Annotated in this window: 23 protein-coding genes; 4 read left to right on the forward strand and 19 right to left on the reverse strand. The window is 61.6% G+C overall.

Translation table 11 applies throughout. The annotated features are described in order from the left end of the window. Positions 1–578: Tex-like N-terminal domain-containing protein (locus ACESMT_RS11470; protein ID WP_372826723.1), on the reverse strand; the 578-nt coding region annotated here is incomplete at its 3' end. Between the two features lie 133 nt (positions 579–711). Between ACESMT_RS11470 and ACESMT_RS11475 the strand changes: the two genes are divergently transcribed. The 3 genes from ACESMT_RS11475 to ACESMT_RS11485 all read left to right on the forward strand — a co-directional run bounded on the left by ACESMT_RS11475 (position 712) and on the right by ACESMT_RS11485 (position 4,078). Beyond that, on the forward strand, positions 712–2,568 hold the full coding sequence (locus tag ACESMT_RS11475) for a monovalent cation:proton antiporter-2 (CPA2) family protein (RefSeq protein WP_372826724.1): 1,857 nt from the start codon (positions 712–714) through the stop codon (positions 2,566–2,568). A 97-nt stretch (positions 2,569–2,665) separates the two neighbouring features. Continuing rightward, positions 2,666–3,187 (forward strand): hypothetical protein, encoded by a 522-nt coding sequence (locus ACESMT_RS11480; RefSeq protein WP_372826725.1) that lies wholly within the window; start codon positions 2,666–2,668, stop codon positions 3,185–3,187. A gap of 108 nt (positions 3,188–3,295) precedes the next feature. Continuing rightward, positions 3,296–4,078 carry a DUF1223 domain-containing protein gene (locus tag ACESMT_RS11485; RefSeq protein WP_372826726.1) on the forward strand — a complete coding sequence of 261 codons (783 nt, stop codon included), beginning with the start codon at positions 3,296–3,298 and terminating at the stop codon, positions 4,076–4,078. A gap of 22 nt (positions 4,079–4,100) precedes the next feature. On the opposite strand, the gene ACESMT_RS11490 is transcribed toward ACESMT_RS11485, so the two are convergent. The 18 genes from ACESMT_RS11490 to ACESMT_RS11575 form a co-directional block, all read right to left on the reverse strand. After that, complete coding sequence (locus ACESMT_RS11490) at positions 4,101–5,006, reverse strand: SDR family oxidoreductase (protein WP_372826727.1); 906 nt, start codon at positions 5,004–5,006, stop codon at positions 4,101–4,103. After that, positions 5,003–5,473, reverse strand: a complete 471-nt coding sequence (locus ACESMT_RS11495) for a GNAT family N-acetyltransferase (protein ID WP_372826728.1) — start codon at positions 5,471–5,473, stop codon at positions 5,003–5,005. The genes ACESMT_RS11490 and ACESMT_RS11495 overlap by 4 nt, the downstream gene beginning before the upstream one ends. Then, entirely contained in the window at positions 5,470–6,423 is a 954-nt protein-coding gene (locus ACESMT_RS11500; protein WP_372826729.1) for a glutathione S-transferase family protein, read from the reverse strand. Before ACESMT_RS11500 ends, ACESMT_RS11495 begins: the two co-directional genes overlap by 4 nt. Positions 6,424–6,522: 99 nt before the next feature. Continuing rightward, a complete protein-coding gene (locus tag ACESMT_RS11505; RefSeq protein WP_372826730.1) occupies positions 6,523–8,205 on the reverse strand; it encodes an isovaleryl-CoA dehydrogenase in 1,683 nt (560 codons plus the stop codon). A 22-nt stretch (positions 8,206–8,227) separates the two neighbouring features. Then, positions 8,228–9,244: an NADP-dependent oxidoreductase gene (locus ACESMT_RS11510; protein WP_372826731.1), complete on the reverse strand. Its 1,017-nt coding sequence runs from the start codon at positions 9,242–9,244 to the stop codon at positions 8,228–8,230. Between the two features lie 95 nt (positions 9,245–9,339). Continuing rightward, positions 9,340–9,780: a PaaI family thioesterase gene (locus ACESMT_RS11515; protein ID WP_372826733.1), complete on the reverse strand. Its 441-nt coding sequence runs from the start codon at positions 9,778–9,780 to the stop codon at positions 9,340–9,342. A 202-nt stretch (positions 9,781–9,982) separates the two neighbouring features. Next, entirely contained in the window at positions 9,983–10,774 is a 792-nt protein-coding gene (locus tag ACESMT_RS11520) for an SDR family oxidoreductase (protein WP_372826734.1), read from the reverse strand. 200 nt (positions 10,775–10,974) lie between these two features. Beyond that, entirely contained in the window at positions 10,975–11,355 is a 381-nt protein-coding gene (locus ACESMT_RS11525; protein WP_372826735.1) for a hypothetical protein, read from the reverse strand. 199 nt (positions 11,356–11,554) lie between these two features. Continuing rightward, positions 11,555–11,785 carry a hypothetical protein gene (locus ACESMT_RS11530; RefSeq protein WP_372826736.1) on the reverse strand — a complete coding sequence of 77 codons (231 nt, stop codon included), beginning with the start codon at positions 11,783–11,785 and terminating at the stop codon, positions 11,555–11,557. After that, on the reverse strand, positions 11,786–13,669 hold the full coding sequence (locus tag ACESMT_RS11535) for an acyl-CoA dehydrogenase (protein WP_372826737.1): 1,884 nt from the start codon (positions 13,667–13,669) through the stop codon (positions 11,786–11,788). Between the two features lie 115 nt (positions 13,670–13,784). Further along, positions 13,785–14,960, reverse strand: a complete 1,176-nt coding sequence (locus ACESMT_RS11540; protein ID WP_372826738.1) for an acetyl-CoA C-acyltransferase — start codon at positions 14,958–14,960, stop codon at positions 13,785–13,787. A gap of 21 nt (positions 14,961–14,981) precedes the next feature. Next, entirely contained in the window at positions 14,982–17,081 is a 2,100-nt protein-coding gene (locus ACESMT_RS11545) for a 3-hydroxyacyl-CoA dehydrogenase NAD-binding domain-containing protein (protein ID WP_372826739.1), read from the reverse strand. A gap of 180 nt (positions 17,082–17,261) precedes the next feature. Further along, positions 17,262–17,957, reverse strand: a complete 696-nt coding sequence (locus ACESMT_RS11550) for an ABC transporter ATP-binding protein (protein ID WP_372826740.1) — start codon at positions 17,955–17,957, stop codon at positions 17,262–17,264. Positions 17,958–18,045: 88 nt separating this feature from the next. Then, a complete protein-coding gene (locus tag ACESMT_RS11555) occupies positions 18,046–18,816 on the reverse strand; it encodes an ABC transporter ATP-binding protein (protein WP_372826741.1) in 771 nt (256 codons plus the stop codon). After that, positions 18,813–20,105, reverse strand: coding sequence for a branched-chain amino acid ABC transporter permease (locus ACESMT_RS11560; RefSeq protein ID WP_372826742.1), 1,293 nt, complete (start codon positions 20,103–20,105; stop codon positions 18,813–18,815). The genes ACESMT_RS11555 and ACESMT_RS11560 overlap by 4 nt, the downstream gene beginning before the upstream one ends. 3 nt (positions 20,106–20,108) lie before the next feature. Beyond that, positions 20,109–21,143: a branched-chain amino acid ABC transporter permease gene (locus ACESMT_RS11565; protein WP_372826743.1), complete on the reverse strand. Its 1,035-nt coding sequence runs from the start codon at positions 21,141–21,143 to the stop codon at positions 20,109–20,111. 81 nt (positions 21,144–21,224) lie between these two features. Further along, positions 21,225–22,565, reverse strand: coding sequence for a branched-chain amino acid ABC transporter substrate-binding protein (locus ACESMT_RS11570; protein WP_372826744.1), 1,341 nt, complete (start codon positions 22,563–22,565; stop codon positions 21,225–21,227). A 177-nt stretch (positions 22,566–22,742) separates the two neighbouring features. Continuing rightward, positions 22,743–24,371 carry a 3-(methylthio)propionyl-CoA ligase gene (locus tag ACESMT_RS11575; RefSeq protein ID WP_372826745.1) on the reverse strand — a complete coding sequence of 543 codons (1,629 nt, stop codon included), beginning with the start codon at positions 24,369–24,371 and terminating at the stop codon, positions 22,743–22,745. Between the two features lie 241 nt (positions 24,372–24,612). On the opposite strand from ACESMT_RS11575, the gene ACESMT_RS11580 reads away from it, so the two are divergent. Beyond that, positions 24,613–25,386, forward strand: a complete 774-nt coding sequence (locus ACESMT_RS11580; protein ID WP_372826746.1) for a Crp/Fnr family transcriptional regulator — start codon at positions 24,613–24,615, stop codon at positions 25,384–25,386. The last annotated feature ends 78 nt before the right edge of the window (positions 25,387–25,464 follow it).

A 25,464-nucleotide genomic window follows, 5' to 3' on the forward strand; every position in this document is an offset into this window, starting at 1 on the left:
AGCAACCCTTCGTTCCACAGCCACTGGCGCAACAACTGCAGCAGCGCGGCGTCCTCGGCCCAGCGCTCGCTCAAAATATCGCGCACGCCGTCAAGCACGGCCTGCACCGTCGTGAAGTCGTCGCCACTTTCCATTTTTTCGGCTTTGACAAAGGCCAGGGCTTCCTCGACAGGCACCAGCGCCGGGTTGGCAAACAGTTTGTCAGCCAGCGGTTCAATACCCGCCTCGCGCGCCATCTGCCCCTTGGTGCGGCGCTTCTGCTTGAAGGGGAGATACAGGTCCTCCAGCTCCTGCTTGGTCGGCGCAGCTTCAATGGCGGCGCGCAACCCGGGCGTCAGCTTGCCCTGCTCCTCAATGCTTTTGAGCACCGACTCGCGCCGCTCCTGAAGCTCGCGCAGGTAGCCAAGGCGAAACTCCAGTTCGCGCAGCTGGATGTCGTCGAGCCCGCCGGTGACCTCCTTGCGGTAACGCGCGATAAAAGGCACGGTGGCGCCGCCATCAAGCAGCTCGACCGCTGTCTTGACCTGGTGCTCCTGAACCCTGATTTCAGCGGCGATCTGTCGAATGATTTTTTGCATGTATTTTTACAAGAACACGGGAAGAAAGGGGGCGAGTTTGCCACATGCGGCGCAGTGCCGAGGCCGGCAAAGTCCGCTACCATGTTCACTCCCTTCCCCCTGCCTTTTCCAAAAAGCAGCACTCAGGACATCCATGGCAGTCGAACAAGGCAGTGAGCTGGTCAAGGTGGTGGTTTTGCTCGGCGCCGGCGTGCTGGCGGTGCCTCTGTTCAAGCGGCTGGGCCTGGGCTCCGTGCTGGGTTACCTGGCCGCCGGCCTGGCCATTGGCCCCTTTGGCCTGGGTTTTTTCAGCGAAGCCGGCACCATCCTGCATGTGGCCGAACTTGGTGTGGTGATGTTTTTGTTCGTGATCGGGCTGGAGATGCAGCCGAGCCGGCTGTGGAAGCTGCGCCGCCAGATTTTTGGCCTGGGCCTGATGCAGGTCACAGTCTCCGGCACCCTGCTGACCTTGCTGGGTATGGCCGCAGGGCTCAAGCTGGCCGTGGCCTTTATCGCGGCCATGGGGTTTGTGCTCTCGTCCACCGCCATCGTGATGCAGCTTCTCGACGAGCGCGGCGACACCTCCACGCCGCGCGGGCAGCGCATGGTCTCCATCCTGCTGCTGGAAGACCTGGCCATCGTTCCGCTGCTGGCCATTGTGGCTTTCATGGCACCAAGCACCAGTGAAGGTGTCTCGCGCTGGGTCACCCTAGGCGCGGGGTTGGCCGCCATCATTGGCCTGGTGGCGGTCAGCCGCTGGCTGCTCAACCCGCTGTTTCGCGTTCTGGCCAAGGCCCACGCGCGCGAGGTCATGACGGCTGCCGCCCTGCTGGTGGTGCTGGGCTCGGCGCTGGCCATGCAGTGGGGCGGCTTGTCGATGGCCATGGGCGCGTTTGCCGCCGGTGTGATGTTGTCCGAATCCACCTTCCGGCATCAGCTCGAAGCCGACATCGAGCCTTTCCGCGGCATTTTGCTCGGCCTGTTTTTTATGGGCGTGGGCATGTCGCTGGATCTCCCGCTGGTACTGGCCGACTGGCCTCTGATCCTGGGCGGCGTGCTGGCGTACATGGTGTTCAAGGGGTTTGGCATCTATGCAGTGGCGCGTGTAACGAAATCCAGCCACGGCGACGCGCTGCAGCGCACGGCGCTGATGGCCCAGGGCGGCGAGTTTGCCTTTGTGCTGTATTCGGCGGCTACGGCGGCTGGCATTGTGGAGAGCAGCGTCAATGCGGTACTGACGGCGGTCATCATCATCTCGATGGCGCTGACGCCGCTGGCGGTGTTTGCGCTGCGATGGGTCACTCCGGCCGGTCCCGAGCCCGACATGGACGGCATCGAAAGTGTCGAGGAAGCGCGTGAGATCAAAGGCAGCGTGCTGATCATCGGCTTCGGCCGCTTCGGCCAGATCGCCAGCCAGTCGCTGTTGGCGCGTGGCATGGACATCGCCATCATCGAAAGCGACACCGACATGATCCGCAGCGCGGCGCGCTTCGGCTTCAAGGTTTATTACGGCGACGGCACCCGCATGGACGTGTTGCATGCCAGCGGCGCCTCGCACGCGCGAGCCATCCTCGTGTGTGTCGACAAAAAAGAAGCCACGACCCGCATCGTCGAGCTGGTCAAGCACGAGTTTCCCTTGACGCCGGTGCTGGCCCGTGCCTATGACCGCCAGCACGCCATCGAGCTGATCCGCAGTGGCGTGGACTACCAGTTGCGCGAAACACTGGAATCCGCGCTGGCTTTCAGCAGTGCAGCGCTGCGCCAGCTCGGCGTGCCCGACGTGGAGGTGGCCGAAATTGCCGATGACATCCGCCGCCGCGACGCCGAGCGCCTGCAGTTGCAACTGGCTGGCGACATCCAGAGCGGCATCAACCTGATGCATGGTGGCCGCTGGACGCCGGCGCCGCTGACCCGGCCGAAAAAGGCCGGTACGGCCCTGAACGAAGAAGCAGCCGATGCCATGGACGAATCTTCACCCGCGCGCCGCGCAGAAGGCAGCGGTCCGGGCTGAGTCGCCCGTTGGCGGTGCGGAGTCAGGCTTCTTTCCTACAGACAGGCAGGGCCGCAGCGTCGGATAATATTCACTTCACTATCTGGGAGTCCCGAGCATGCGAATCCGAACCATTGTGTTGATTGTGGCGATCGTTCTGATGGCCGGGTTTGCCGCGCTGAACCTCGACGAATTCACCCGCCCCACCCTGCTGAGCCTGGGATTTACCACGGTGCAGGTACCTCTCGGCATGGTCATGCTGCTGCTGCTGGTGGTGGTGTTGCTGGTGTTTTTGGCCACCACGCTGTACATACAGAGCGCGCATCTGATCGAAACCCGCCAGACGGCACGCGAACTGCACGCCCAGCGTGAACTGGCCGACAAGGCCGAGGCTTCGCGTTTCACCGAGCTGCGAACTTACCTCGAGGCCCAGTCGGTGGCCGCCCAGCAGCGCGAAGCCGCTCACGCCACTGTGATAGCGGAACGGCTTGCCCAAAACCAGCAGGCGATCAGCGCAAAAGTCGAGCAGTCCGGTAACACGCTGGCGGCCTATATTGGTGAGCTGGAAGACCGGCTTGAGCGCCGCGATGGGGTCGTTAGCAGACCCGTGGTGCACTCCGATACGAAGCTCTTGCCTTAAGCACCTCCTGAATGACTTCCTGCGGCCTGTGACCGCGCGGAAGGACGGGGCGTAAGAACTGCGCGGGCTGCGCGACTAACCGGAACCAGCGTTTGAAAGGTCCCGGATATGAAAAGTCCAGCTCTTGAATCCATCCCTGAATTTGCTACTAAAACCATCGTTGCCTGCGCTTTGCTGACGTGGGCTACGGCCACATTTGGCATGCAAAACCAGTGTACGGCCAGCTCCGGGCCGCAAATCACACCCGTGCTGGAGCTCTACACCTCCGAGGGTTGCAGCTCTTGCCCGCCTGCCGACAAATGGGCCTCGACATTCAAGGGGAAAAATGTCGTGGTGCAAGCCTTTCACGTTGGTTACTGGGACTACATCGGATGGGTGGACCGGTTTGCCGCACCCGCCCACACCAGCCGCCAGCGCGAGGTAGCGGGCAACAACCGCCTGCGCAACATCTACACGCCGCAGGCGGTCGTCAACGGGCGCGACTGGCCGCAATGGGGCAACGCCTCATCCCGCATCCTCGGCACCAGCGACGCGGCGCGTGCCCACATCACACTCAAGCGCCTGGGCGACGACCAGTTTGAAGCCACGGTCACGCCCATGGCCGCAGGCGGTGCAGCGCCTGCGTGGGGCGCTTATTGGACAGTGACCGAACACGGACACAACTCGAAGGTCAAGGCCGGAGAAAACGCTGGTGAATTTTTGAAGCATGACTTTGTCGTGCGCCAATACACCCAGGCCGGTGACTACAAAAGCAGCGACGCGACGCCCCAAAAACTTGGTTTTCGCAGCATTGCGGCGACGCCTGGCCACGAACGCCAGATCAACCTCGTGGTGTTTGAACCGCAAAGCGGCAAGACCCTGCAGGCGCTGAGCCTGAGCTGCCCGGCTTAGCGTGTGCGAGGCGTGAAGCCGATCAGGCGGCGCGAAGCGCCTTCTTCAGTTCTTCACCGATTTCAGGCTTGTGCGCAAACGGGTTGGTCGGGTTGCGCGCCTGCATGATGTCTTCCAGCCGGGCCTGAACCGAGCCAATCGCTTTGGGATGGCTGTAGATGTAGAACTGGTTGGCCGCCACCGCGTCAAACACTTTTTGCGCCACATCGGCGGCAGTCACCTTGCCCGAGCCCACCGCTTTGTCGCTCATGGCCTGGCCGATCAACTGACTTTTGGTCGGCTTCGCGGCTGGCAAGTCGTCGGGCCGGTTGCGCTGGCTTTGGCTGATACCTGTGGGCACAAAGAAGGGGCACAACACCGACGCGCTGATCTGGTCGGTGACCAGAGCCAGGTCCTGGTACAGCGTCTCGCTCATGCTGACCACCGCGTGTTTGCTGACGTTGTAAATACCCATGTTGGGTGCGTTGAGCAGCCCGGCCATGCTGGCGGTGTTGACGATATGGCCCTGCCAGGCGGGATCTTTTTTTGCAGCTTCCAGCATCATGGGCGTGAACACGCGCACGCCGTGGGCGACGCCCATGAGGTTCACGCCAATGACCCATTCCCAGTCTTTGAGCGTGTTTTCCCAGATCAGGCCGCCTGCCCCCACGCCGGCGTTGTTGAACACAAAATGCGGCGCGCCAAAACGGGCAAACACCGCAGCGCCTAACGCTTCCACTTCGGCGGCCTTGGACACGTCCAGCCGAAACGGCAAGACCTGCGCGCCGGTCGAACTGATTTCCGTCACGGCTTTGTCGAGCGCGTCCTGCTGCACATCGGCCAGCACCAGGTTCATGCCCAATCGGGCACCTATGCGCGCGCACTCCAGGCCGAAGCCCGAGCCCGCGCCAGTCAGAACCGCTGTTTTTCCCTTGAAATCACTGATCATGGTTGCTCCTGAAATGAAAGAGGTCGCAGCATCTCGACATGGGGCTGGCCGTCTTCGATATACGGCTCGCCCTGCTTTGAAAATCCGTGCTGCTGGTAAAACTTGTCCAGGCGCGCCTGCGCGCCGATCCGTAGGGGCTGCGGACCCCAGCGCTGAAACACGCAGCCCATCGCCTGGCGCACCAATTCGTGGCCTATCCCCCGGCCGCGTGCGGCCTGCCGGGTGATGACCCGCCCTATGCTGGCCTCGGCAAACTTCACACCAGGCGGAAAGCAGCGCGCATAGGCCAGCAGTTCGCCGTTCGCCGTACCCCTAAGGTGCACGGCCGCGTGGTCTGCGCCGTCCATGTCCTGGAAGGCGCAGTCCTGCTCAATCACAAACACCTCGGTGCGCAACTGCAGGATCGCATACAGATCACGGGCAGTCAGGGCATCAAAGGGCAGCGCCCGCCAGTCCAGCCCGCTCATGCCGGTGCGACGGCTTTCAGTGCGTAACCGATGCGCGGGAAATGCACATGCACCTTGCCGGCTTTCTCATCGGTGCGGCTCAAGGTGTAGTGCGTGCGGGTGGCGGCCATCAGTTCGCCCTCGGTCGGCTCGGGGCCAAAACTCTCGGCCGTGATGCTGACGTGGCTGCCCAGCGCAATGCCGTGTTCGTCCTGGAAGGTGCTGTCCGTCAGCAGGCCATGGCCGACCGCCGTGGGTTCCGCAGCCGCTGCTGCAGCGATGGCACGCGTTCCATCGAACTTTTCCATGTTGCCCTGGCCGATGGCATTCATGCGGTCCATCCAGTCGAGCACGGCCGGCGTGAGTTGCAGGATGTCGGCCAACACCGGCGTGCGCACGCGCGTGAACCACAGTGGGTGGTAAGCGGAAAAGTCGGCGATGCAGGGCACCTGGCCCATCAAAAAGGGTTGCTCGTCGAGCATGTCCGAGAGGCGCCGCAGGTAGGACTTGTAGGCTGCCGCAGCGTCGGCCGGGCGCAGCCGCGTCATGCTGCCAGTCATGGCCTTGCGGTCCTCGCTGAAGGCTTTGGCTGCTTCGGGCGGCGCACCGGCAAACATGTGGGCCGCGCCCTTGGGGCTGAGGTTATGTGCCATGGCCGCCCAGAATAAGGTGCCATCGGCCCACTGCACCAGCGTGCGTGCCAGGCCCTTGCCGGGTTCCGGGTAAATAGATGGCGCAGGCTGCAGATGCTCAAGCACGTCGCAGATCAGAGCGCTGTCGCAGTAAATGTCGGCCCCGACCTGCAGGAACGGCGTCTTGCGGTAACCCCCCGTCAATGCGACCACGTCGGGCTTGGGCATGATGCTGGGGATGACCACCGACTTCCAGGCCAACTGCTTGTAGCCAAGAATCAGGCGGATTTTTTCCGAGAACGGCGAGGTTGGGTAGTGGTGAAGAATCAAGTCGACCATGGGAACTCCAATTGACCGTCATCCCGGGCTTGACCCGGGATCCATGACGGTGTGCCGGGGGTGGATTGCGGATCAGGTCCGCAATGAAAAGAAAAAAATTCATTGCGGCATGGCGCGCTGGATCAGCGCGTCAAGGTCCAGACCACGGCCCAGTGTGCCGAAAGCCTGGCCCCAGTTGCCGGCCAGGCGTGAATCACAGAAGGCGTCAAACACGGCAGCGGGGGCACTTTGATGCAGCAGCGCAGCCTGCACCGCCAGCGCAACGTCCTGGGCCAGACGCCGTGCTTCGATTTCGGTGGCCATGTCCTCCACACGTGTGGGCAATGCAGCGGCCAGCCGGTCCAGCGCCGGGTGGGCACCTTTGGCAGGCGCCAGTTCGTGTGCCAGAGCGGCGGCAGCGTCGGCCTTGCGCAGCGCGCGCAACAGGTCCAGCGCCATGATGTTGCCGGCGCCTTCCCAGATCGAATTGAGCGGCATCTCGCGGTAGATGCGGGCCATGATGCCTTCGCCGCCCTCCTCCACGTAGCCATTGCCGCCCAGGCATTCCATGGCCTCCTGCGCAAAGTGGCTGCCGCGTTTACAGATCCAGAACTTGGCGACCGGCGTCAGCAGCCGAGCCATGGCCTGCTCATGTGCATCGGTTTGCTTGTCAAAGGCGCGCGCCAGACGGAGCGACAGCGCGGTGGCCGCTTCGGACTCCAGCGCCAGGTCGGCGAGCACGTTGCGCATCAGCGGCTGGGTCATCAGCGGCTTGCCGAAAGCGCTGCGCTGGGCGCAGTGGTTCAGCGCCATGGACAGCGCCTGGCGCATCAGCCCGCTGGTGCCCAACGCGCAGTCCAGCCGCGTCATGGTGCCCATCTCCAGGATCTGCGGGATGCCGCGGCCTTCGTCGCCGACCAGCCAGGCGCTGGCCATGTCGAACTCGACCTCGGAGCTCGCGTTGGCCTTGTTGCCGAGTTTGTCCTTGAGTCGCTGGATGCGGATGGCGTTGAGACTGCCGTCAGGCAACACGCGCGGCAGGAAAAAGCAGCTCAGCCCCGCAGGCGCCTGTGCCAGCACCAGAAAGGCGTCACACATGGGCGCCGAGAAAAACCATTTGTGGCCGGTCAGCCTGAAGCGCTGGCCCCAGCGGTCGCTACCATCGGCGGCGGCCCGCGTCGTGTTGGCGCGCACGTCGGAGCCCCCCTGCTTTTCGGTCATGCCCATGCCCATGGTCACGCCAGGCTTTTCGGAAAACAGCTTGAGTGCCGGGTCGTAGCTTCGGCTGGTGAGTTTGGGCGTCCAGTCGGCATGGATGGCTGCGTTGCTGCGCAGCGCCGGCGTCACCGCGTAAGTCATCGAAATCGGACACAGCGTAGAGGGCTCCAGCTCGGTGAAAAGCATGAAGCCTGCGGCGCGCAGGGTATGGGCCCCCACGCTTGCCGTCTTAATTCCCTCTCCTTCCGGGAGAGGGTTAGGGTGAGGGCTTCCCCACGGCGCCCCATGCAAACCAGCGCTGATGGAAAGCTTCATCAGCTCGTGATAGCTGGGGTGAAACTCCACCTGGTCGACACGCCGGCCGAAGCGGTCATGGCTGTGCAGCACGGGCGTGTGGACGTTGGCCAGGCGCGCATGGGTTTGCATCTCCGCGCTGCCCAGTCTGGCGCCCAGTTGAGCCAGGGCCGTCGTATCCAGCGCCGGCGCATTGAGCTTGAGCGCGTCACGCAGCCCGCGGTTAGTCTCGAACAGGTTGTAGTTCACCAGCGGCTCGGGCTGGTTGGTTACTTCGTGCGTGGTGGTCATGGCATCCCGCGGGTGAACAGCCTTAAAGAAGTTTTACAAGTTGCTTGCCGAAGTTTTTTCCCTTGAGAAGCCCCAGGAAAGCCTCGGGAGCCGCCGCAATGCCTTGCGCCATGGTCTCGCGTGGCTTGAGCTTGCCGGTTCCGACCATCGTGCCAAGCTCTGTCAGCGCCTCAGGCCAGATTTCCATGTGTTCGCTGACGATGAACCCCTGGATTTTCAGGCGGTTGGTCAGAATCAGCTGTGGGTAACTCATGGGCAGTGGCTGACCGTCGTAGCCGGCGATCATGCCGCACAGGGCGATGCGACCGAAAGCGTTCATGCGCGTGAGCACAGCGTCCAGGATCATGCCGCCGACGTTTTCGAAGTAGCCGTCAATGCCGTCCGGACAGGCCTCCTTGAGCGCCTTCGACAGCGAGGCGGCGTCCTTGTGCAACCGGTAGTCGATGCAGACATCAAAACCGAGTTCGTCGACCGCGTATTTGCATTTATCCGGACCGCCAGCAATACCGACCGCGCGGCAACCACGCGCCTTGGCCAGCGCGCCAAAAGCGCTGCCCACCGCGCCGGTGGCAGCGCTGACCACCACGGTCTGGCCGGCTTTGGGCTCAATGATCTTGACCAGGCCGTACCAGGCGGTCACGCCCGGCATGCCGACCGCGCCCAGGTAGTGTGACAGCGGTACATGGGTGGTGTCCACCTTGCGCAGCGCACCCGGCTGGGTCGCATCAACCACACTGTATTGCTGCCACCCGCCCATGCCGACGACCTTGTCGCCCACGGCGAACTTGGGATTCTTCGACTCGACCACCTCGCCGGCGGTGCCGCCGCCCATGACCTCGCCCAGGGCTTGTGGCTGGGCATAACTCTTGGCGTCGTTCATGCGGCCGCGCATGTAGGGGTCCAGGCTCATGAAATGGTGGCGCACCAGCACCTGGCCGTCCTGCAGCGGCGGCGTGTCGCTGTTGACGAGCTTGAAGTTGCTGGCGACGGCTTCGCCGGTGGGGCGGTTGTCGAGAAGGATTTGCTGGTTGGCTGGCATGAGAGTCTCCTGGGAATGCTATGAATTTAAGAGCTGCTTGCGCCCGTGGGATAAGGGCTAAAGCACGATTTTTCCTATAGAACTGTTTCTTTTTTCTAGTCCGTTGAAATGACGGATTGCAGCGGGTTCACGCCTTTGGGGCCGATGGCCAGGCGCTTGACATATTTGAAGGTGCCGGTGGCGTGGCAGCAGATGCGGCCCTGGTTGTCATAAACCGACCCTTCGGTGAAGGCCATGGTTGCAGTGCGATGAATCAACCGGCCCTTGGCGCTGAGCTTGCTGCCATCGCCGGGCGCAGGCCGCATGAAACTGGTTTTCATCTCGATGGTCACAACACCCATGTCCTGCTGCACGCTGCGTGCGGCGGTGGCCATGACCACGTCCTGCAAGGTCATGAGCGCGCCACCATGTGTCACATGAAACGAGTTCAGGTGTTCTGGCAGCGGCGTGTAGTCGATCTGCGATGCCCCACCTTCGAACAGCACGAGCTCGAAACCGAGGTGATGGACAAAGGGAATTTCGACGCCGAAGCTCATAGGCATTTTTCCTTCTTTCAAGCAGGAGCCGCGGGTCCGGCTCCGCCGGCTCGCAGGGGCAGCGCAGTACGGGAAGCGACAAGCGTGGGGGATCCCTCTTCACCAGCCGGGGCCGCGGAACCGGCTTTGCCGGGCCGCAGGCGCAGCGCCCCCCCGGGGGGCAGAGAGCTACGCGCAGCAAGCGAACGTGGGGGCAACATATTCAGCCTCCGGTGACGGCGGAAACGCCGCCGTCTACCGCCAGCCACTGCGCCGTGATGTGTTTGCCGGCGTCCGACGCGTACAACACACACAGGCCTTTCAGGTCTTCGTCATCGCCCAGGCGTTTCAGCGGCGCGTGAGCGGCGAGTTTTTCCTCACCCAGGGCCTTGAGCGTGCCGACGGTCATCCTGCTGGGAAAAAAGCCCGGGCAGATGGCGTTGACGGTGATGTTGTACTTGCCCCATTCGCAACCGAGTGCGCGGGTGAAGTTGATGACCGCACCCTTGGAGGTGTTGTAGGCCACGGTGGTCATCTCGGGCGGGTTGCCGCCCAGGCCCGCGATGGACGCAACGTTGATGATGCGGCCGGAGCTGCGCGCAATCATGCTGTGTTTGGCAATGTGCTGGCTCAGGATGAAGTAGCCGCGGATGTTCAGGTTCATGACCTTGTCCCATGCTTCGACCGGGTGGTCTTCAGCAGGCGCGCCCCAGGCCGCGCCTGCGTTGTTGACCAGGATGTCCACATGGCCAAAACGCTTGATGGTTTCGTCGGCCAGGCTGCGGATGTCGGCCTCTTTGGCGCAGTCGGCGGCGATCCAGTCAACGGCAATGCCGGCAGCCTTGAGCGTGGCGGCCGATTCTTCCAGGTCTTCGGCCTTGCGCGAGCTCAGCATGATCTTCGCACCGGCTTCACCGAGGGCTTGTGCCAGCTGCAGGCCCAGGCCGCGCGAGCCGCCGGTGACCAGCGCAGTTTTGCCGGTGAGATCAAACAATTGCTGGACGGTACGGGTCATGGATGGATTCCTTGAAGGGCTGGAAGGGTTTGGGTGCTGGGGTCAGTCACGGGCATGATGCGTAGGCGGATTTTTTACATATGCCGCCGCTTCAGCCAGACACATGGTGCAGCGCCCTGAAGGACCTAGTAAAACACAAGATGGACTGCGCGTTCAAGTCCGGCTGTCTTGATGGCGACTGGCCTGGAACGCCCGGATTTTCAGCCTGCACTCTCCAGGAAACTGCCGGAAAACGCGACGTTGCCAAAGTGACTGATGCGGCTTTGAATGTCCAGCCAGATCTCGCCCTGACAGCCCTGGGTCCAGCGATGGCAAAACGCGTAGTCTTCGCTGAGGTAACGCCGGCTGACGGGGTGCACCATGGTTTCAAAAAAAGTCCAGAAATTGCCCCGCGTGAAGCTGTTGTCGTAACCAGCCACGTCGTTGCTGTACTGCAGGTCCGGGTACGCGGTTTGCAGGCGCTCAAACACCTGGCGCTGAATCAGCATCATGCCGGTCGCGGCCTTGCTGACTTTGACAAACCCGTTGTCGATGTCCGGGGTGGCGCGGTCCTTGTCCTGCGGCCAGTCTTCGTCGCGCATGTGGGTGGCAAATTGCAGCCTTGCGCGCGCGGCTGACCAGGCTTTCCTGCGCCAGTGTCTTGATGGAGACCGCGATGCCCTGCTTCTCCAGCAGCGGTAACAGGCGCCGCATGGCGTGGAAATAGTTGACGCTCAGGTTGCCGCCGTAACATGGCGTACCAATCAGAAGGTGGGGCTTCATCGCGGCGAGGCCAGCCGTTCAGTCCCCGGCGGTCAGGCGCGAGCGGACGTAAATCAAGGCGAAGCCAATGACGGCGACGACGCCACCACCCACCACCATGGACCAGCCGAATGCATCGTTACTGCGCTGCACCGACAGACCCAGCACCAGCGTGAGCAAGCCGCCGTAGATCAGGACCCAGATCAGCTGCTGCAACCGCGCAATCGTCTTGCTCGGTGTGGTGCTGCCCGACTCCTTGAAAAAACCCATTTAGAAAGCGTCCTCCGGCAGTTCGGCGCAGGTGGGGTCACGGTTGGCGACCACCTGCAGCCAGGCGTCTATTTTGGGCAATTCGTAATGATAAAAGTAGCGCACAGCCCCCAGCTTACCTGCGGTAACAGCTATGGATTTTGTAGCGTCGACCTGCAGCGCCGCGAGCGCCACGTCGAGCCAGATCCAGGCCAGCACCATGTGGCCGAAACCCTGCATATAGGGCACAGCGTTGGCCAGCGCATCCTGGGGGTTGCCGGTGGCCCAGGCCGCCTGGGTGGTGGCGACAACCTGCTGCAGCGCCTGGTCCAGCGCCTTGGCGTGCGTCGCGAGTTCGGGCACCTGGCCGGCGCGCGCTGTTGTGGCATTGATGCGCGCGGCCAGCAGTTGCAGGCCCTTGCCGTCTTCCATGAGCACTTTGCGGCCCAGCAGGTCAGTCGCCTGGATGCCGTGCGTGCCTTCATGGATCATGTTGAGGCGGTTGTCGCGCCAGTACTGCTCGACCGGGAAGTCGCGCGTATAGCCGTAGCCGCCGTGGATCTGGATCGCCAGTGAGTTGGCCTCCAGGCACCACTCGCTGGGCCAGCTTTTGGCAATGGGCGTCAGCACCTCCAGCAGCAGGCGGGCGTCGTCGGCCGCCTCGGCTGCGGCGGTGTGCTGCTCATCGACCAGGCGCGCGCAGTACAGCTCCAACGCCAGCGCACCTTCGCAATAAGCTTTTTGCGCGAGTAACATGCGTTTGACGTCGGCGTGTTCAATGATGCGGATCTGCGGCTGGGCCGCATCCTTGCCGCCTGGCCCCATAGGCCGGCCTTGGGGACGGTTCTTCGCGTAGTCCAGTGAGGCGTAGTAACCCGCCATGCCGAGCATGACCGCCGCGGTACCCACACCAATACGTGCTTCGTTCATCATGTGGAACATGCAGCGCAGGCCCTCATGCGGCTTGCCGACCAGGTAACCCACAGCGCCCGCCTGTCCATCGACAGGGTACTTACCCTCGCCGAAGTTGAGCAGCGTGTTGGTGGTACCGCGCCAGCCCAGCTTGTGGTTCAGCCCGGCCAGCGCTACATCATTCCTGGCACCCAGCGTGACCTTCACGCTGCCGTTCTCACCCTCGCCCCCCGGGAGAGGGTCGGGGTGAGGGTTCTCCACGTTCACCAGCCACTTCGGCACGATAAAAAGCGAAATGCCGCGTGTGCCCGGTATCAGTTTGCCGTCCGGCCCGGGGATCTTCGCCAGCACCAGATGGATGATGTTTTCGGTCAGCTCGTGTTCACCGGCCGATATCCACATCTTGTTGCCCTTGACCCGGTACCGCGGGCCCAATGCGTCGGCTTCAAAGTCTTCGCCATCGGGGACAGCGCGGGTTGTGATGTCGCTCAGCGACGAGCCGGCCTGCGGCTCGGACAAACACATGGTGCCGGAAAAACGCCCGGAAAACTCATTGCGCGCAAAGACTTGTTTCTGTGCCTCGGTGCCATGGACCAACAGCAAATTGGCATTGCCTTTGGTCAGCAGGCTGGACCCCATGCTGACCGAGGCCATCGCAAAGAAACAATTGGCCGCCGCCTCGATGGTGTAGGGCAGTTGCATGCCGCCTTCGTCATAGTCCTGCGCGGCGCTGAGCATGCCCGAGCCGGCGTAGGCCTTGTGCGCGTCATGCGTGGCTTGCGGCAGGATGACTTTTTCGCCGTCAAAATGCGGCTCCTGCGTATCGACGAGACGGTTGAACGGCGCGTACTTTTCGCGCGCGATGCGCTCGCAGGTGTCGAATACCGCGTCAAAGGTTTCGCGTGAATGGTCGGAAAAACGTTCACGCTGGTTCAGCGACTCAGCGCCCAGCCATTGATAAAGCAGGAAATCCAGGGTGGGACGAAGGCTCATCAAAAAACTCCTCGGGGGTTCGTCATTGCGGACCTGACCCGCAATTCATGCCACACGAGCCCGGTAGTCGCTGGTCAATGCAACATGGATCCCGGGTCGAGCCCGGGATGACAAGTCAGAGGACTTCGAAAATACCCGCTGCCCCCATGCCGCCGCCAATGCACATGGTCACGCAGACACGTTTGGCACCGCGGCGCTTGCCTTCAATCAGGGCGTGGCCGGTCAGGCGCTGGCCGCTGACGCCGTAGGGGTGACCCACGGCAATCGCGCCACCGTTGACGTTGAGGCTGTCCATGGGGATGCCCAGCTTGTCGCGGCAATAAATGACCTGTACCGCAAACGCTTCGTTGAGCTCCCACAAGTCGATGTCGCTGACCTTCAGGCCCAGGCGTGCCAGCACCTTGGGGATGGCATAGACCGGGCCAATGCCCATCTCGTCGGGCTCGCAGCCGGCCACGGCAAACCCGAGGAAACGGCCCAGCGGCTGGAGGCCTTTTTTCTCGGCCACTTTTTCGTCCATCACCACCACCGCGCCACCGCCGTCAGAGAACTGGCTGGCATTGCCGGCCGTGATCACGCCGCCGGGGACGGCTGGCTTGATGCCGCTGATGCCTTCCTTGGTGGTGCCTTCGCGAATGCCCTCGTCCTTGCTGACCGTGACTTCCTTGGTGGTCAGGCCCATGACCGCATCGGCCACACCCATGGTGACGGTGATGGGCGCAATCTCGGCCTCGAATAGTCCGGCGGCCAGCGCGGCCGTCGCTTTTTGCTGGCTGGCCGCACCGTATTCGTCCATCTGTTCGCGTGTCACGCCGTAACGCTTGGCGACCTGCTCGGCGGTCTGCAGCATGTTCCAGTAAATCTCGGGCTTGTTCTTGACCAGCCAGGAATCGGCCAGCATATGGGTGTTCATTTCCTGCTGCACGCAGGAGATGCTCTCGACACCACCGGCCACGTAAATGTCAGCTTCGCCGGCGATCACGCGCTGGGCGGCCAGGGCAATGGTTTGCAGACCCGACGAGCAGAAACGGTTGACGGTGACGCCGGACACGGTGATGGGGCAACCCGCGCGCAAGGCGATCTGGCGCGCAATGTTGGCGCCGGTCGCGCCTTCGGGGTTGGCGCAGCCCATGATGACGTCATCAACCTCACCGGCCTCGATGCCGGCGCGCTTGATCGCGTGTTCGACCGCGTGGCCACCCAGGGTCGCGCCGTGGGTCATGTTGAAGGAGCCCTTCCAGCTTTTGGCCAGAGGGGTACGGGCGGTGGAAACGATTACAGCTGAAGTCATGGAAATCTCCGGTAGTCGGTATTAATTGAACGTCTTGCCTTCGGCAGCCAGCTTGGCCAGCAGGGGCGCCGGCTTCCAGAAGTTCGCATCATCAAGAGGGTTTTCTGCAAAACGATTCATGCTCTGTACCACATTGAACAAACCGATCTGGTCAGCGTACAGCGTGGGGCCGCCACGATAAATCGGGAAACCGTAGCCCATCAAATAGACCATGTCGATGTCGCTGGCCTTGGACGCAATGCCCTCCTCCAGAATGCGGGCGGCTTCGTTGACCAGTGCATACACCAGGCGCTGAACGATTTCGTCGTCGGAAATCTTGCGCGGCGTGATGCCCTGGGCAGCGCGATGGTCTTCAATCATCTTGACCACCTCGGCATTGGGAACGGCGTCGCGCTTGCCGGGCACATAGTCATACCATCCGGCACCGGTCTTTTGTCCAAAGCGACCTTTTTCGCACAGCAGATCTGCAGTTTTGCTGTACTTCATGCCTGGCTTTTCGGTGTATCGGCGCTTGCGGATGGCCCAGCCGATGTCGTTGCCGGCCAGGTCGCCCATGCGGAACGGGCCCATGGCCATGCCGAACTTCTCCATCGCCTTGTCGACCTGCGCGGGCGTGCAGCCCTCGTCCAGCAGAAAGCCGCCTTGGCGGCCGTACTGCTCGATCATGCGGTTGCCGATGAAGCCGTCGCACACGCCGGAAACCACGGCGGTTTTCCTGATCTTCTTGGCTGTAGCCATCACGGTGGCCAGCACGTCCTTGGCGGTTTTTTCACCGCGGATCACTTCGAGCAGCTTCATCACATTGGCCGGGCTGAAGAAATGCATGCCGACCACGTCTTGCGGGCGCTTGGTAAAAGCGGCGATCTTGTTAACGTCCAGCGTGGAGGTGTTGGACGCGAGAATGGCGCCGGGTTTCATCACGCGGTCGAGTTCCTTGAAGACTTTTTCCTTGACGCCCATTTCCTCGAACACGGCTTCAATCACCATGTCGGCGTCATTGAGGTCGTCGTAGCTCAGGGTGGTGGTCAGCAGGCTCATGCGCTGGTCGTATTTGTCCTGCTTGAGCTTGCCGCGTTTGACCTGCGACTCGTAGTTCTTGCGGATGATGCCAAGACCCTTGTCCAGCGCTTCCTGCTTCATCTCCAGCATCTTCACCGGAACACCGGCGTTGAGGAAATTCATGGCAATGCCGCCGCCCATCGTGCCGGCACCGATGACGGCCACCGACTTGATCTCGCGCTTGGGCGTGTCTTCCGGCACGTCCGGAATTTTGGAAGCGGCGCGCTCAGCCACGAAGATGTGGCGCAGGGCACGGCTTTCCGGCGTGAACATCAGGGCGGTGAAAATCTCGCGCTCAAAGGCCATGCCCTCTTCGAATTTTTTCTTCGTTGCAGCTTCCACCGCGTCCACACACTTGCCCGGCGCCGGGAAGTTTTTGGCCATGCCCTTGACCATGTTGCGCGCAAACTGGAAGTAAGCATCGCCGTTCGGATGTTTGCAAGGCAGATTGCGGACCAGCGGCAGGGGCCGGGTGTCGGCGATGGACTGCGCGAAGGCCAGCGCTTCTTGGGCCAGCGACTCGGCGGACGCTGCCATTTTGTCAAACAGTTTCTGGCCGGGGATCTGGGCCAGCAGCTCGCTCTTGACCGGCTCGCCACTGACAATCATGTTCAGTGCCGGCTCCACACCGATGGCACGCGGCAGACGCTGCGTGCCGCCGGCGCCGGGAATCAGGCCCAGCTTGACTTCAGGCAGTGCCACGCTGGTGCCCGGCGCCGCGATGCGGTAATGGCAGCCCAGGGCCAGCTCCAGCCCACCACCCATGCACACCGAGTGCACGGCCGCCACCACAGGCTTTAAAGAGTTTTCTACCGCGAGGATGACGCTCAGCAAATTGGGTTCGGCCAGCGCTTTCGGGGTGCCGAATTCCTTGATGTCCGCGCCGCCGGAGAAAGCCTTGCCTGCGCCGGTCAGCACAATGGACTTGATTGCAGAATCTGCATGGGCCTTTTGCAGCCCATCCGTGATGCCCAGGCGCGTGGCATGGCCCAGGCCATTGACCGGCGGATTGTCGAGCGTGATCACCGCCACACTGCCGTGGACTTCGTATTTCGCTGTCATTGCTTTTCCTTTGTTGCGTTGCCCCGGTGCATGCGCGGCCGGAATCAGGATGGATCAAACGGGACGGCAATCAAAATAGTACGACCGTTCTTTTCTGCATTGTAGAGCGCTTATGTTGCACTGCAACCCTGGGCACGCCTGACTTTGTCCCAGCCGTGACAAGCCGTGCCCGCAAACCGGTCACACCTCCAGCCACTCCTTGCGGATGTAGGCATCGGCCCGCAGGCTGTCGGGCGTGCCCTGGAAGACGATGCTGCCGTGACCCATGACCAGCGCCCGATCCGAGATAGCCATGGCAATGGTCAACTTCTGCTCGATCAGCAGCACTGAAATGCCTTTGGCTTTGAGCGTCTGCAGGTACTGGCCCACCAGTTCGACAATTTTGGGTGCGAGGCCTTCGGTCGGCTCGTCGATGATGATCAGGTCCGGGTCGCCCATCAGCGCACGGCACAGGGTCAACATCTGCTGTTCGCCACCTGACAAGACACCGGCCTCGTTGTGCTGGCGCTCCCGCAGTCGCGGGAACATCTGGTACATGTCTTCAAACGACCAGCGGCTGCCCTTGCCCTTGCCTTTTTGGCCCAGCATCAGGTTCTGGTGCACGGTGAGCGTCGGAAAGATGTCACGGTTCTCGGGCACGTAACCAATGCCCATATGGGCGACCTCGTAGGCCTTGCGGCCTGTGATGGGTTTGCCCTTCCACTGAATGTCGCCCTGGCAATCGACCAGGCCCATGATCGCCTTGGCGGTGGTGGAACGGCCGGAGCCGTTTCGCCCCAGAAGGGCCACGATTTCGCCGGGCTGCACGTCAAATTGCACGCCATGCAGTACATGGCTTTTGCCGTAATAGGCATGAAGATTTTGAATTTTCAGCATGAAAGGCTCCGACGGGCCGCCCCTAGGCAGCCTTTAGCCCCCTCTGGGGGCAGCGAAGTACACGAAGTGGCGAGCGTGGGGGTCATGTTCAATGGCTCCCAGCTTGGGCGTCGGCGACGTGGGAACCGAGATAGGCCTCCTGCACGCGCGGATTGGCGCGCACGGCGTCTGGCGTATCGAACGCGAGCACTTCGCCGTAGACCACCACGGCAATCCTGTCGGCAAGGCCAAACACCACGCCCATGTCGTGCTCCACCGTTAGCAGGGTTTTGCCCACGGTTACTTCCTTGATCAGGTTGATGAAGCGGCTGGTTTCGCTGCGGCTCATGCCGGCCGTCGGCTCATCGAGCAGGATCACGCCAGCGCCCCCGGCGATCGTGATACCGATTTCCAGCGCGCGTTGCTCCGCATAGGTCAGGTTGATCGCCAGCACGTCACGTTTTCTGTCGAGCTTGATCATCTTCAGGAGCTCGTCTGCGCGATCATTGGCGTCGTCCAGATCGGCCAGAAATTTCAGGAAGGTGTATTTGTAGCCAAGACTCCAGAGCACGCCGCAGCGCAGGTTTTCGAACACACTGAGCTTTGGGAAGATATTGGTGATTTGAAAGCTGCGCGACAGGCCCATCCGGTTGATTTCAAACGGCTTTTTTCCGTTGATGCGTTGACCGCCCAGCAGCATCTCGCCGCTGCTGGGTTCAAAGCGCCCGCTCATCAGGTTGAACAGCGTGGACTTGCCAGCGCCGTTGGGCCCGATGATGCCAATACGTTCACCGGCGTTCACGGCCAGGCTGATGCCGCGGATGATTTCTGTCTTGCCGAAGCTCTTGCGCAAATCTCTCAGTTCAAGTGCGTAGGTCATGACAAGGCCTCCCTGCGCTTGATTTCTTTTTCAATGTATTCCTGGATCTCACCCCACTGGATCAGGAACTGGCGGCGCGTGACCTCAAACAGACCGAGTCCGGTCAGCATCACAAACGCAGCGCCGAACCAGCTGTTGATGCCCTTGACGTCCAGCAAGACACCCAGGAACCGAAGTTCCGAACCCAGTGTGGTGTTGAGCTGCAGGTGATAGACCATTTCAATCATCGCGCCGGCGCCCGCCAACAGAACCAGCATTGTCACTGACATGGCCAGATAACTGACCCACAGCTGCCTGAGCCTGCCAAAAGCAGCAACACGCAGGTTCATCATGATCAGGCTGGCGATGCCGCCGGGCGCATACATCACCATCAGCAGGAAAATCAGGCCGAGGTAAAGCAGCCAGGCGTTGGTGAATTCGGACAGGAGTACAAACGCCAGCACCATCAGAACGCCGCCGATGATGGGGCCGAAGAAGAAGGTGGCGCCGCCGAGAAAGGTAAACAACAGATACGCGCCTGATCGCGCTGCCCCGACCACCTCTGCGGTGACGATTTCGAAACTAAGCGCGCCCAGCCCACCCGAAATGCCCGCAAAAAAGCCGGCGATGATAAACGCGAAGTAGCGCACTTTCTGCGTGTCATAACCCACAAACTCTACACGTTCGGGATTGTCCCGAACCGCATTGAGCATACGCCCCAGCGGCGTGCGGGTAAAAGCGAACATGGCGGCCACGGCCACAAAGGTATAGACCGCGATCAGGTAATACACCTGGACCTGGGGACCGAAGGTGATGCCCATCACTGCCTTGCCGGTCACCCGATTGCCGGAAACCCCACCTTCGCCGCCAAAAAATTCGGGAATCATCAGCGACAACGCAAAGACAAGCTCGCCCAAGCCGAGCGTAATCATGGCAAAGGTGGTGCCCGCTTTGCGTGTCGTCACGTAACCGAACAGCACGGCGAAGCCTACCCCCGCAAGTCCTCCCACCAGCGGCACAAGCGACACCGGCAACGCCAGCGCGCCGCTGCTGATGTTGTTGAGCGCATGAATGGCGAGGAAAGAACCCAGGCCGGTGTAGACCGCATGCCCGAAACTGAGCATGCCCCCCTGCCCCAGCAGTATGTTGTAGGACAGGCAGGCAATGATGGCGATGCCCATTTGTGACAACACGGTCCTGGCCAAGCCACTTGTAAACATCATGGGCGCCACCACAAGCACGATGGCGAACAGGCCCCAGATCACCCAGCGGCCTACGTTGAAAGGCTTGAATTGGTAATGGTCCTTCATGCGTCAACCCTCCCGCTTTCCAAGCAGGCCGCGAGGCCTGAAGATCAGGATGAGTACAAGGAAAAGGTAAGGAAGAATAGGTGCCACCTGAGACAGTGTCAGCTTGATATAGGAATTGTTGGCGAGGGAATCACCCAACGGCAGCCCGATTTGCTCGGCCAGGGTGGCGAGCGAATAGTCAAACGCCACGGCAAAGGTCTGTATGACGCCGATGAGAATGGAGGCCACAAAGGCTCCCGACAGTGAGCCCATGCCGCCGACCACCACCACCACAAAAATCACAGAGCCCACGGTAGCAGCCATGGCCGGCTCCGTGAGAAAGGTGCTGCCGCCTATCACGCCGGCCAGCCCAGCCAGCGCTGAGCCAGCGCCGAACACCAGCATGAAGACGCGCGGTACATTGTGTCCCAGCGACTCGACCGCCTCGGGGTGTGTCAACGCGGCCTGAATAACCAGGCCAATGCGGGTGCGCGTCAACAGCAGCCAGACGGAGGCCAGCATCACCACGGCCACCAGCATCATGAAGCCGCGCGTGGCAGGAAACGGGGAGCAGACAATACGGACGGCGGCATCGGCCGTACTGCAAAGTTCGGCAGGCGCGGTACCCCAGATCAGGCTCAAGCCCTTGATCGAATCGTTGATCAGCGTGAACGCCGGTCCCTGAAGGATTTCGGGCGGACGGAACTCTACCGCAATGCGGCCCCAGATGAGCTGGACCAGCTCCACAATCACGTAGGACAGCCCGAAGGTAATCAGCAACTCGGGGACATGGCCAAACTTGTGCACCTTGCGCAAGCTGACACGTTCAAACAGGGCTCCCAGCCCGCCAACCACCAGCGGCGCAATCAGCAGCGCGGCCCAAAAGCCAACAAACTGGGAAACTGTATAACCCACGTAGGCGCCCAGCATGTAAAAACTGGCGTGCGCGAAGTTCAGTACGCCCATCATACTGAAAATCAGCGTCAGCCCGGAACTGAGCATGAACAGCAAAAGCCCGTAGCTCAAGCCGTTTAGCATCGAAATGATGAAAAACTCCATTCCTCTAGACCTTCCTGATCAATGAAAATAAAAGAGCCCGATACGGCAACCCGCTCGGGCTCTGTCTTCAGGCGTCGGAATTTATGGACGCTTCATCTGGCAGCTGGTCGGCGTGCTGGACACGTAGTTCGGATATTCCTTGACCATCGCCAGCGTCATGCCAGTCTTCTCGGGGCTGTAGGGGCTCTTCGCATCGGCTTTCTGCCAGACCGACATGTACAGCGGCTGCTGCAACTGGTGATCGGTCTTGCGCATCTCCACCTCGCCGTTGAAGCTCTGCACACGCAGGCCTTCCATGGCAGCAGCGACCTTCACCGGATCGGTGGATTTGGCCTTGGCCATGGCCGCACCCAGCATTTCATAGATGCGGATGGTCGAGCCAGTGTAGAAGTCGTCGTTGTACTTGGCGTTGAACTCCTGCATCCACTTGCCCATCTGCCCACCCATGTTGTAGTGGTTGTAGGCGATCTGATAGACGCGTCCGGCGCCGTTTTGCCCCAGGGCCGTTGGTGTACCGGTGACGCCAGCGTAGTAGGTGAAGAACTTGCCGTTGTAGCCATTCTCGTTGGCGGCCTTGATCAGCAGGGACAGGTCGGAACCCCAGTTGCCTGTGATCACCGTGTCGGCGCCGGATGCCTTGATCTTGGCGATGTATGGGGCGAAGTCGCGCGTTTGAGCCAGGGGGTGCAGATCTTCTCCGACGACCTGGATGTCAGGGCGCTTGCGCGCCAGCGCTTCCTTGCCGAACTTCACAACCTGATGGCCGTGCGAATAATTCTGGTTCAGAAAATAAACCTTCTTGATGTCTGGCTGGCCAGCCATGAAGCTGGACATCGCTTCCATTTTCATCGAGGTATCGGCATCAAAACGGAAGTGCCAGTAGCTGCACTTGCTGTTGGTCAGGTCCGGGTCCACCGCCGAGTCATTGAGGTAGATCACCTCTTTGCCCGGGTTGCGCTCATTGTGTTTTGAGATTGCGTCGGACAAGGCCAACGCGACCGAAGAGCCGTTGCCCTGGATGATGTAACGCGCGCCCTGGTCGATCGCGGCCTTCAGCGCATTCAGGCTTTCTGCCGGGCTGAGCTTGTTGTCGATGGTCGAGAACTCAAATTTCACGCCAGCGGGGTTGCCGGTACCACTGTATTTTTCAGCGAAAAACTGATAACCCTTGGTCTGGGCGAGGCCCACCGGCCCTAGTAAACCGGTCAAAGGATCAATCCTGACCAGCTTGACGGTTTGACCCGTGAGCGGCCCGGCTGGGAACACGGGCGCGCCGGCCGCCTGCACGGGAGCGGCTTTGGCCGCAGGCGCAGGCTTGGCCGCAGGCGCAGCTGGCTTTGCAGGCGCAGCAGTCTGCGCAAAAACGGTACCGGCGCATGCAAAAGCAGCTGCCAGTGCGAGGTGTCTGATCTTAAAAGTCATCAATGTCTCCTAGGTAATCACAATGGAATTGGATGAGCGTACAAGTTTTGTGCAGTGCAGCGATCAGGGATTGCCCCTAAGCATCCCTGTTTCTATCGCCGATGCGACAGCTGTACCGCCACAGTCGATTGCCCCGTTCTGCACTGCAGCAGTGCACGCCGCGAGGCTGACGGCACCTCAGGTTGAAGGCAACTGATAGTCCTTCAGCTGCTCCCGCAAGCGCGTTTTCAGCATCTTGCCGGTGGCGCCCAGCGGAATGGCATCGACAAACACCACGTCGTCGGGTATTTGCCATTTGGCGGTCTTGCCTTCATAAAACTTGATCAACTCCTCGCGCGTGACCTCGGCGCCGGGTTTTTTCACCACGGCGATGATGGGGCGCTCGTCCCACTTCGGGTGCCGCACGCCGATGCAGGCCGCCATGGCCACGGCAGGGTGCGCCACGGCAATGTTTTCGATGTCGATGGAGCTGATCCATTCGCCGCCGGACTTGATCACGTCCTTGCTGCGGTCGGTGATCTGCATGTAGCCGTCGGCATCGATGGTGGCGACGTCGCCGGTCGGGAACCAGCCATCGATCAACGGGTCACCGCCCTCGCCCTTGAAATACTCGGCAATGATCCACGGACCCTTGACATACAGGTCGCCGTAGGCCTTGCCGTCCCAGGCCAGCTCCTTGCCCTCGGGGTCCACGATCTTCATGTCCACGCCGTAAATGGCCCTTCCCTGCTTCAGGAGGATCTTCATCTGCTCGTCTTTCGACATGCCCAGGTGCTTGTTTTTGAGTGTGCACAGCGTTCCCAGTGGCGACATCTCGGTCATGCCCCAGGCGTGCAGCACCTCGACGCCATAGTCTTCCTGGAAGGCGTGGATCATTGCGGGCGGGCAGGCCGAGCCACCGATCACGGTGCGCTTGAGCGTCGAGAACTTCAAGCCAGCCGGCTTCATGTGCCCTAGCATCATCTGCCAGACCGTAGGCACGCCTGCGGCATAACTCACCTTCTCGGCTTCGATCAGCTCATAAATCGACTTGCCGTCCAGTGCCGGCCCGGGAAACACCAGCTTGGCGCCGGTCAGTGCAGCCGAATAGGGAATGCCCCAGGCATTGACGTGGAACATGGGCACCACAGGCAGGATGGAGTCGCGAGCGCTCAGGCACATCACATCGGGCAAGGCAGCCGCATAGGCATGCAGAATGGTCGAGCGGTGGCTGTACAGCGCTGCCTTGGGATTGCCCGTGGTGCCGCTGGTGTAACACATGCTCGACGCCGAGTTTTCGTCGAAGCTGGGCCAGCTGTAGTCGGCCGGATGCGGTTCGATCCAGGCTTCGTAGCTGCTCAGGTTGGGGATGCCGCTGTCCGCAGGCAGCTTGTCCACATCACACAGCGCAATGTAATGCTTGATGGTGGTGCACTTGGCATGGAAGGCCTGCACCAGTGGCAGGAAGGACATGTCGAAAAACAGCACCTGGTCTTCAGCGTGGTTGGCAATCCAGGCCACCAGGTCGGGGTGGAGGCGTGGATTGAGGGTGTGCAGCACGCGGCCGGAGCCGCTGACACCGAAATACAGCTCGAGGTGACGGAAACCGTTCCACGCCAGCGTCGCCACGCGGTCGCTGAACTTCAGCTTGAGCGCGTCCAGTGCGCCGGCCACCTGACGCGAGCGGCGTGCCACGTCACGGTAGGTGTAGCGGTGGATGTCGCCTTCCACGCGGCGCGACACAATCTCGGCGTCGCCATGGTGGCGCTCGGCAAAATCGATCAGCGATGAAATCAGCAGCGGCTGGTTTTGCATCAAACCCAACATGGTCTTGTTTCCTTTTTTATCCGGTAAAAAATCAATGTTCTGCGACAGTGTCGTGGGTCCATGGTAACGCCCGCGCCGACCGCCTCGTACTGGAAAATCCTTTTAATCCGCACGCTGCAGCAGGCGCTGACTATGACCCCGCATGGGCTGTCGGGCAAGGGATGTCGCCGGTCCGACAGTTTCTAGGTATAAACCCGGGATATGCAAACCCGGATCCTGCGGCTGCGGGACAATCGTGCCCATGCACCTTGAAGAAGCCGCCCTGCCCCACCACCGCTTCCTTCGCAGCCAGCCCTGGTTTGCAGCCTTGCCCGATGAAAGCCGCACCAGCCTGCTGGAACGCACGCTGACGCTGGCAGGCCGCAAGGGAGACGTGATGCTGGCGGCCGGCACGCCGGTCAAGGGGTGGTACGCCGTGCTTTCGGGCCTGGTCAAGCTGCAAAGCAGGTCGACCGAAGGACGGGTATCGGCTTTTCTCGGTGTGCCCGATGGCGAATGGTTCGGCGAGGGCTCGGTGCTGAAAACCGAGGCGCGGCGCTATGACGTGATCGCGTTGCGCGACACCGAGTTGCTGTGCCTGCCACGCGCCCAGTTCGATGAGTTGCTGGCCGGGTGTCTGCCCTTCAACCACTTTTTGGTGTCTCACCTGAACCGACGTCTCGGCCAGGCTATGACCATCATCGAGGCGGGGCGCCTGCGCTCACCCGAGCAGCGCGTTGCCCTGTATCTGAGCCGCGTTTTCTGGCAGGGCCGGCGCCGGCTGGTGCTGTCGCAGGAGGAGCTCGGCCACCTGGCCGGCCTGTCGCGGCAGACGGTCAACCGGGCCCTCAAATCCATGGAGCAGCTCGGCCTGGTGTCGCTGGAATTCGGCCGGGTTGCCATGCTCGACGAGCAGGCGCTGGCAGCTTACGCGGAAACAAGGCCCCCACGGTCGCTCACTGCGTGTAGCTCCCTGCCCCCCGAGGGGGCCGCTGCGCCTGCGGTCCGGCAAAGCCGGTCCCGCGGCCCCGGCTGATGAGGAAAGAGCGCTCACGCCCGTCGCTTCGTGTACTGCGCTGCCCCCCGAGGGGGCCGCTGCGCCTGCGGTCCGGCA

The sequence above is a fragment of the Polaromonas sp. genome (assembly GCF_041689105.1).
GTDB lineage: Bacteria > Pseudomonadota > Gammaproteobacteria > Burkholderiales > Burkholderiaceae_C > Polaromonas.

Bases quoted from the DNA above. Each gene is read 5' to 3' on its own strand.
- ACESMT_RS11475 (WP_372826724.1), top strand. From the start codon at position 712: ATGGCAGTCGAACAAGGCAGTGAGCTGGTCAAGGTGGTGGTTTTGCTC.
- ACESMT_RS11500 (WP_372826729.1), bottom strand. From the start codon at position 6,423: ATGGTCGACTTGATTCTTCACCACTACCCAACCTCGCCGTTCTCGGAA.
- ACESMT_RS11515 (WP_372826733.1), bottom strand. From the start codon at position 9,780: ATGAGCTTCGGCGTCGAAATTCCCTTTGTCCATCACCTCGGTTTCGAG.
- ACESMT_RS11575 (WP_372826745.1), bottom strand. From the start codon at position 24,371: ATGTTGGGTTTGATGCAAAACCAGCCGCTGCTGATTTCATCGCTGATC.
- ACESMT_RS11550 (WP_372826740.1), bottom strand. From the start codon at position 17,957: ATGCTGAAAATTCAAAATCTTCATGCCTATTACGGCAAAAGCCATGTA.
- ACESMT_RS11535 (WP_372826737.1), bottom strand. From the start codon at position 13,669: ATGAGCCTTCGTCCCACCCTGGATTTCCTGCTTTATCAATGGCTGGGC.
- ACESMT_RS11520 (WP_372826734.1), bottom strand. From the start codon at position 10,774: ATGACCCGTACCGTCCAGCAATTGTTTGATCTCACCGGCAAAACTGCG.
- ACESMT_RS11540 (WP_372826738.1), bottom strand. From the start codon at position 14,960: ATGACTTCAGCTGTAATCGTTTCCACCGCCCGTACCCCTCTGGCCAAA.
- ACESMT_RS11545 (WP_372826739.1), bottom strand. From the start codon at position 17,081: ATGACAGCGAAATACGAAGTCCACGGCAGTGTGGCGGTGATCACGCTC.
- ACESMT_RS11495 (WP_372826728.1), bottom strand. From the start codon at position 5,473: ATGAGCGGGCTGGACTGGCGGGCGCTGCCCTTTGATGCCCTGACTGCC.
- ACESMT_RS11565 (WP_372826743.1), bottom strand. From the start codon at position 21,143: ATGGAGTTTTTCATCATTTCGATGCTAAACGGCTTGAGCTACGGGCTT.
- ACESMT_RS11490 (WP_372826727.1), bottom strand. From the start codon at position 5,006: ATGATCAGTGATTTCAAGGGAAAAACAGCGGTTCTGACTGGCGCGGGC.
- ACESMT_RS11480 (WP_372826725.1), top strand. From the start codon at position 2,666: ATGCGAATCCGAACCATTGTGTTGATTGTGGCGATCGTTCTGATGGCC.
- ACESMT_RS11505 (WP_372826730.1), bottom strand. From the start codon at position 8,205: ATGACCACCACGCACGAAGTAACCAACCAGCCCGAGCCGCTGGTGAAC.
- ACESMT_RS11485 (WP_372826726.1), top strand. From the start codon at position 3,296: ATGAAAAGTCCAGCTCTTGAATCCATCCCTGAATTTGCTACTAAAACC.
- ACESMT_RS11525 (WP_372826735.1), bottom strand. From the start codon at position 11,355: ATGCGCGACGAAGACTGGCCGCAGGACAAGGACCGCGCCACCCCGGAC.
- ACESMT_RS11510 (WP_372826731.1), bottom strand. From the start codon at position 9,244: ATGCCAGCCAACCAGCAAATCCTTCTCGACAACCGCCCCACCGGCGAA.
- ACESMT_RS11580 (WP_372826746.1), top strand. From the start codon at position 24,613: ATGCACCTTGAAGAAGCCGCCCTGCCCCACCACCGCTTCCTTCGCAGC.
- ACESMT_RS11560 (WP_372826742.1), bottom strand. From the start codon at position 20,105: ATGAAGGACCATTACCAATTCAAGCCTTTCAACGTAGGCCGCTGGGTG.
- ACESMT_RS11570 (WP_372826744.1), bottom strand. From the start codon at position 22,565: ATGACTTTTAAGATCAGACACCTCGCACTGGCAGCTGCTTTTGCATGC.
- ACESMT_RS11530 (WP_372826736.1), bottom strand. From the start codon at position 11,785: ATGGGTTTTTTCAAGGAGTCGGGCAGCACCACACCGAGCAAGACGATT.
- ACESMT_RS11555 (WP_372826741.1), bottom strand. From the start codon at position 18,816: ATGACCTACGCACTTGAACTGAGAGATTTGCGCAAGAGCTTCGGCAAG.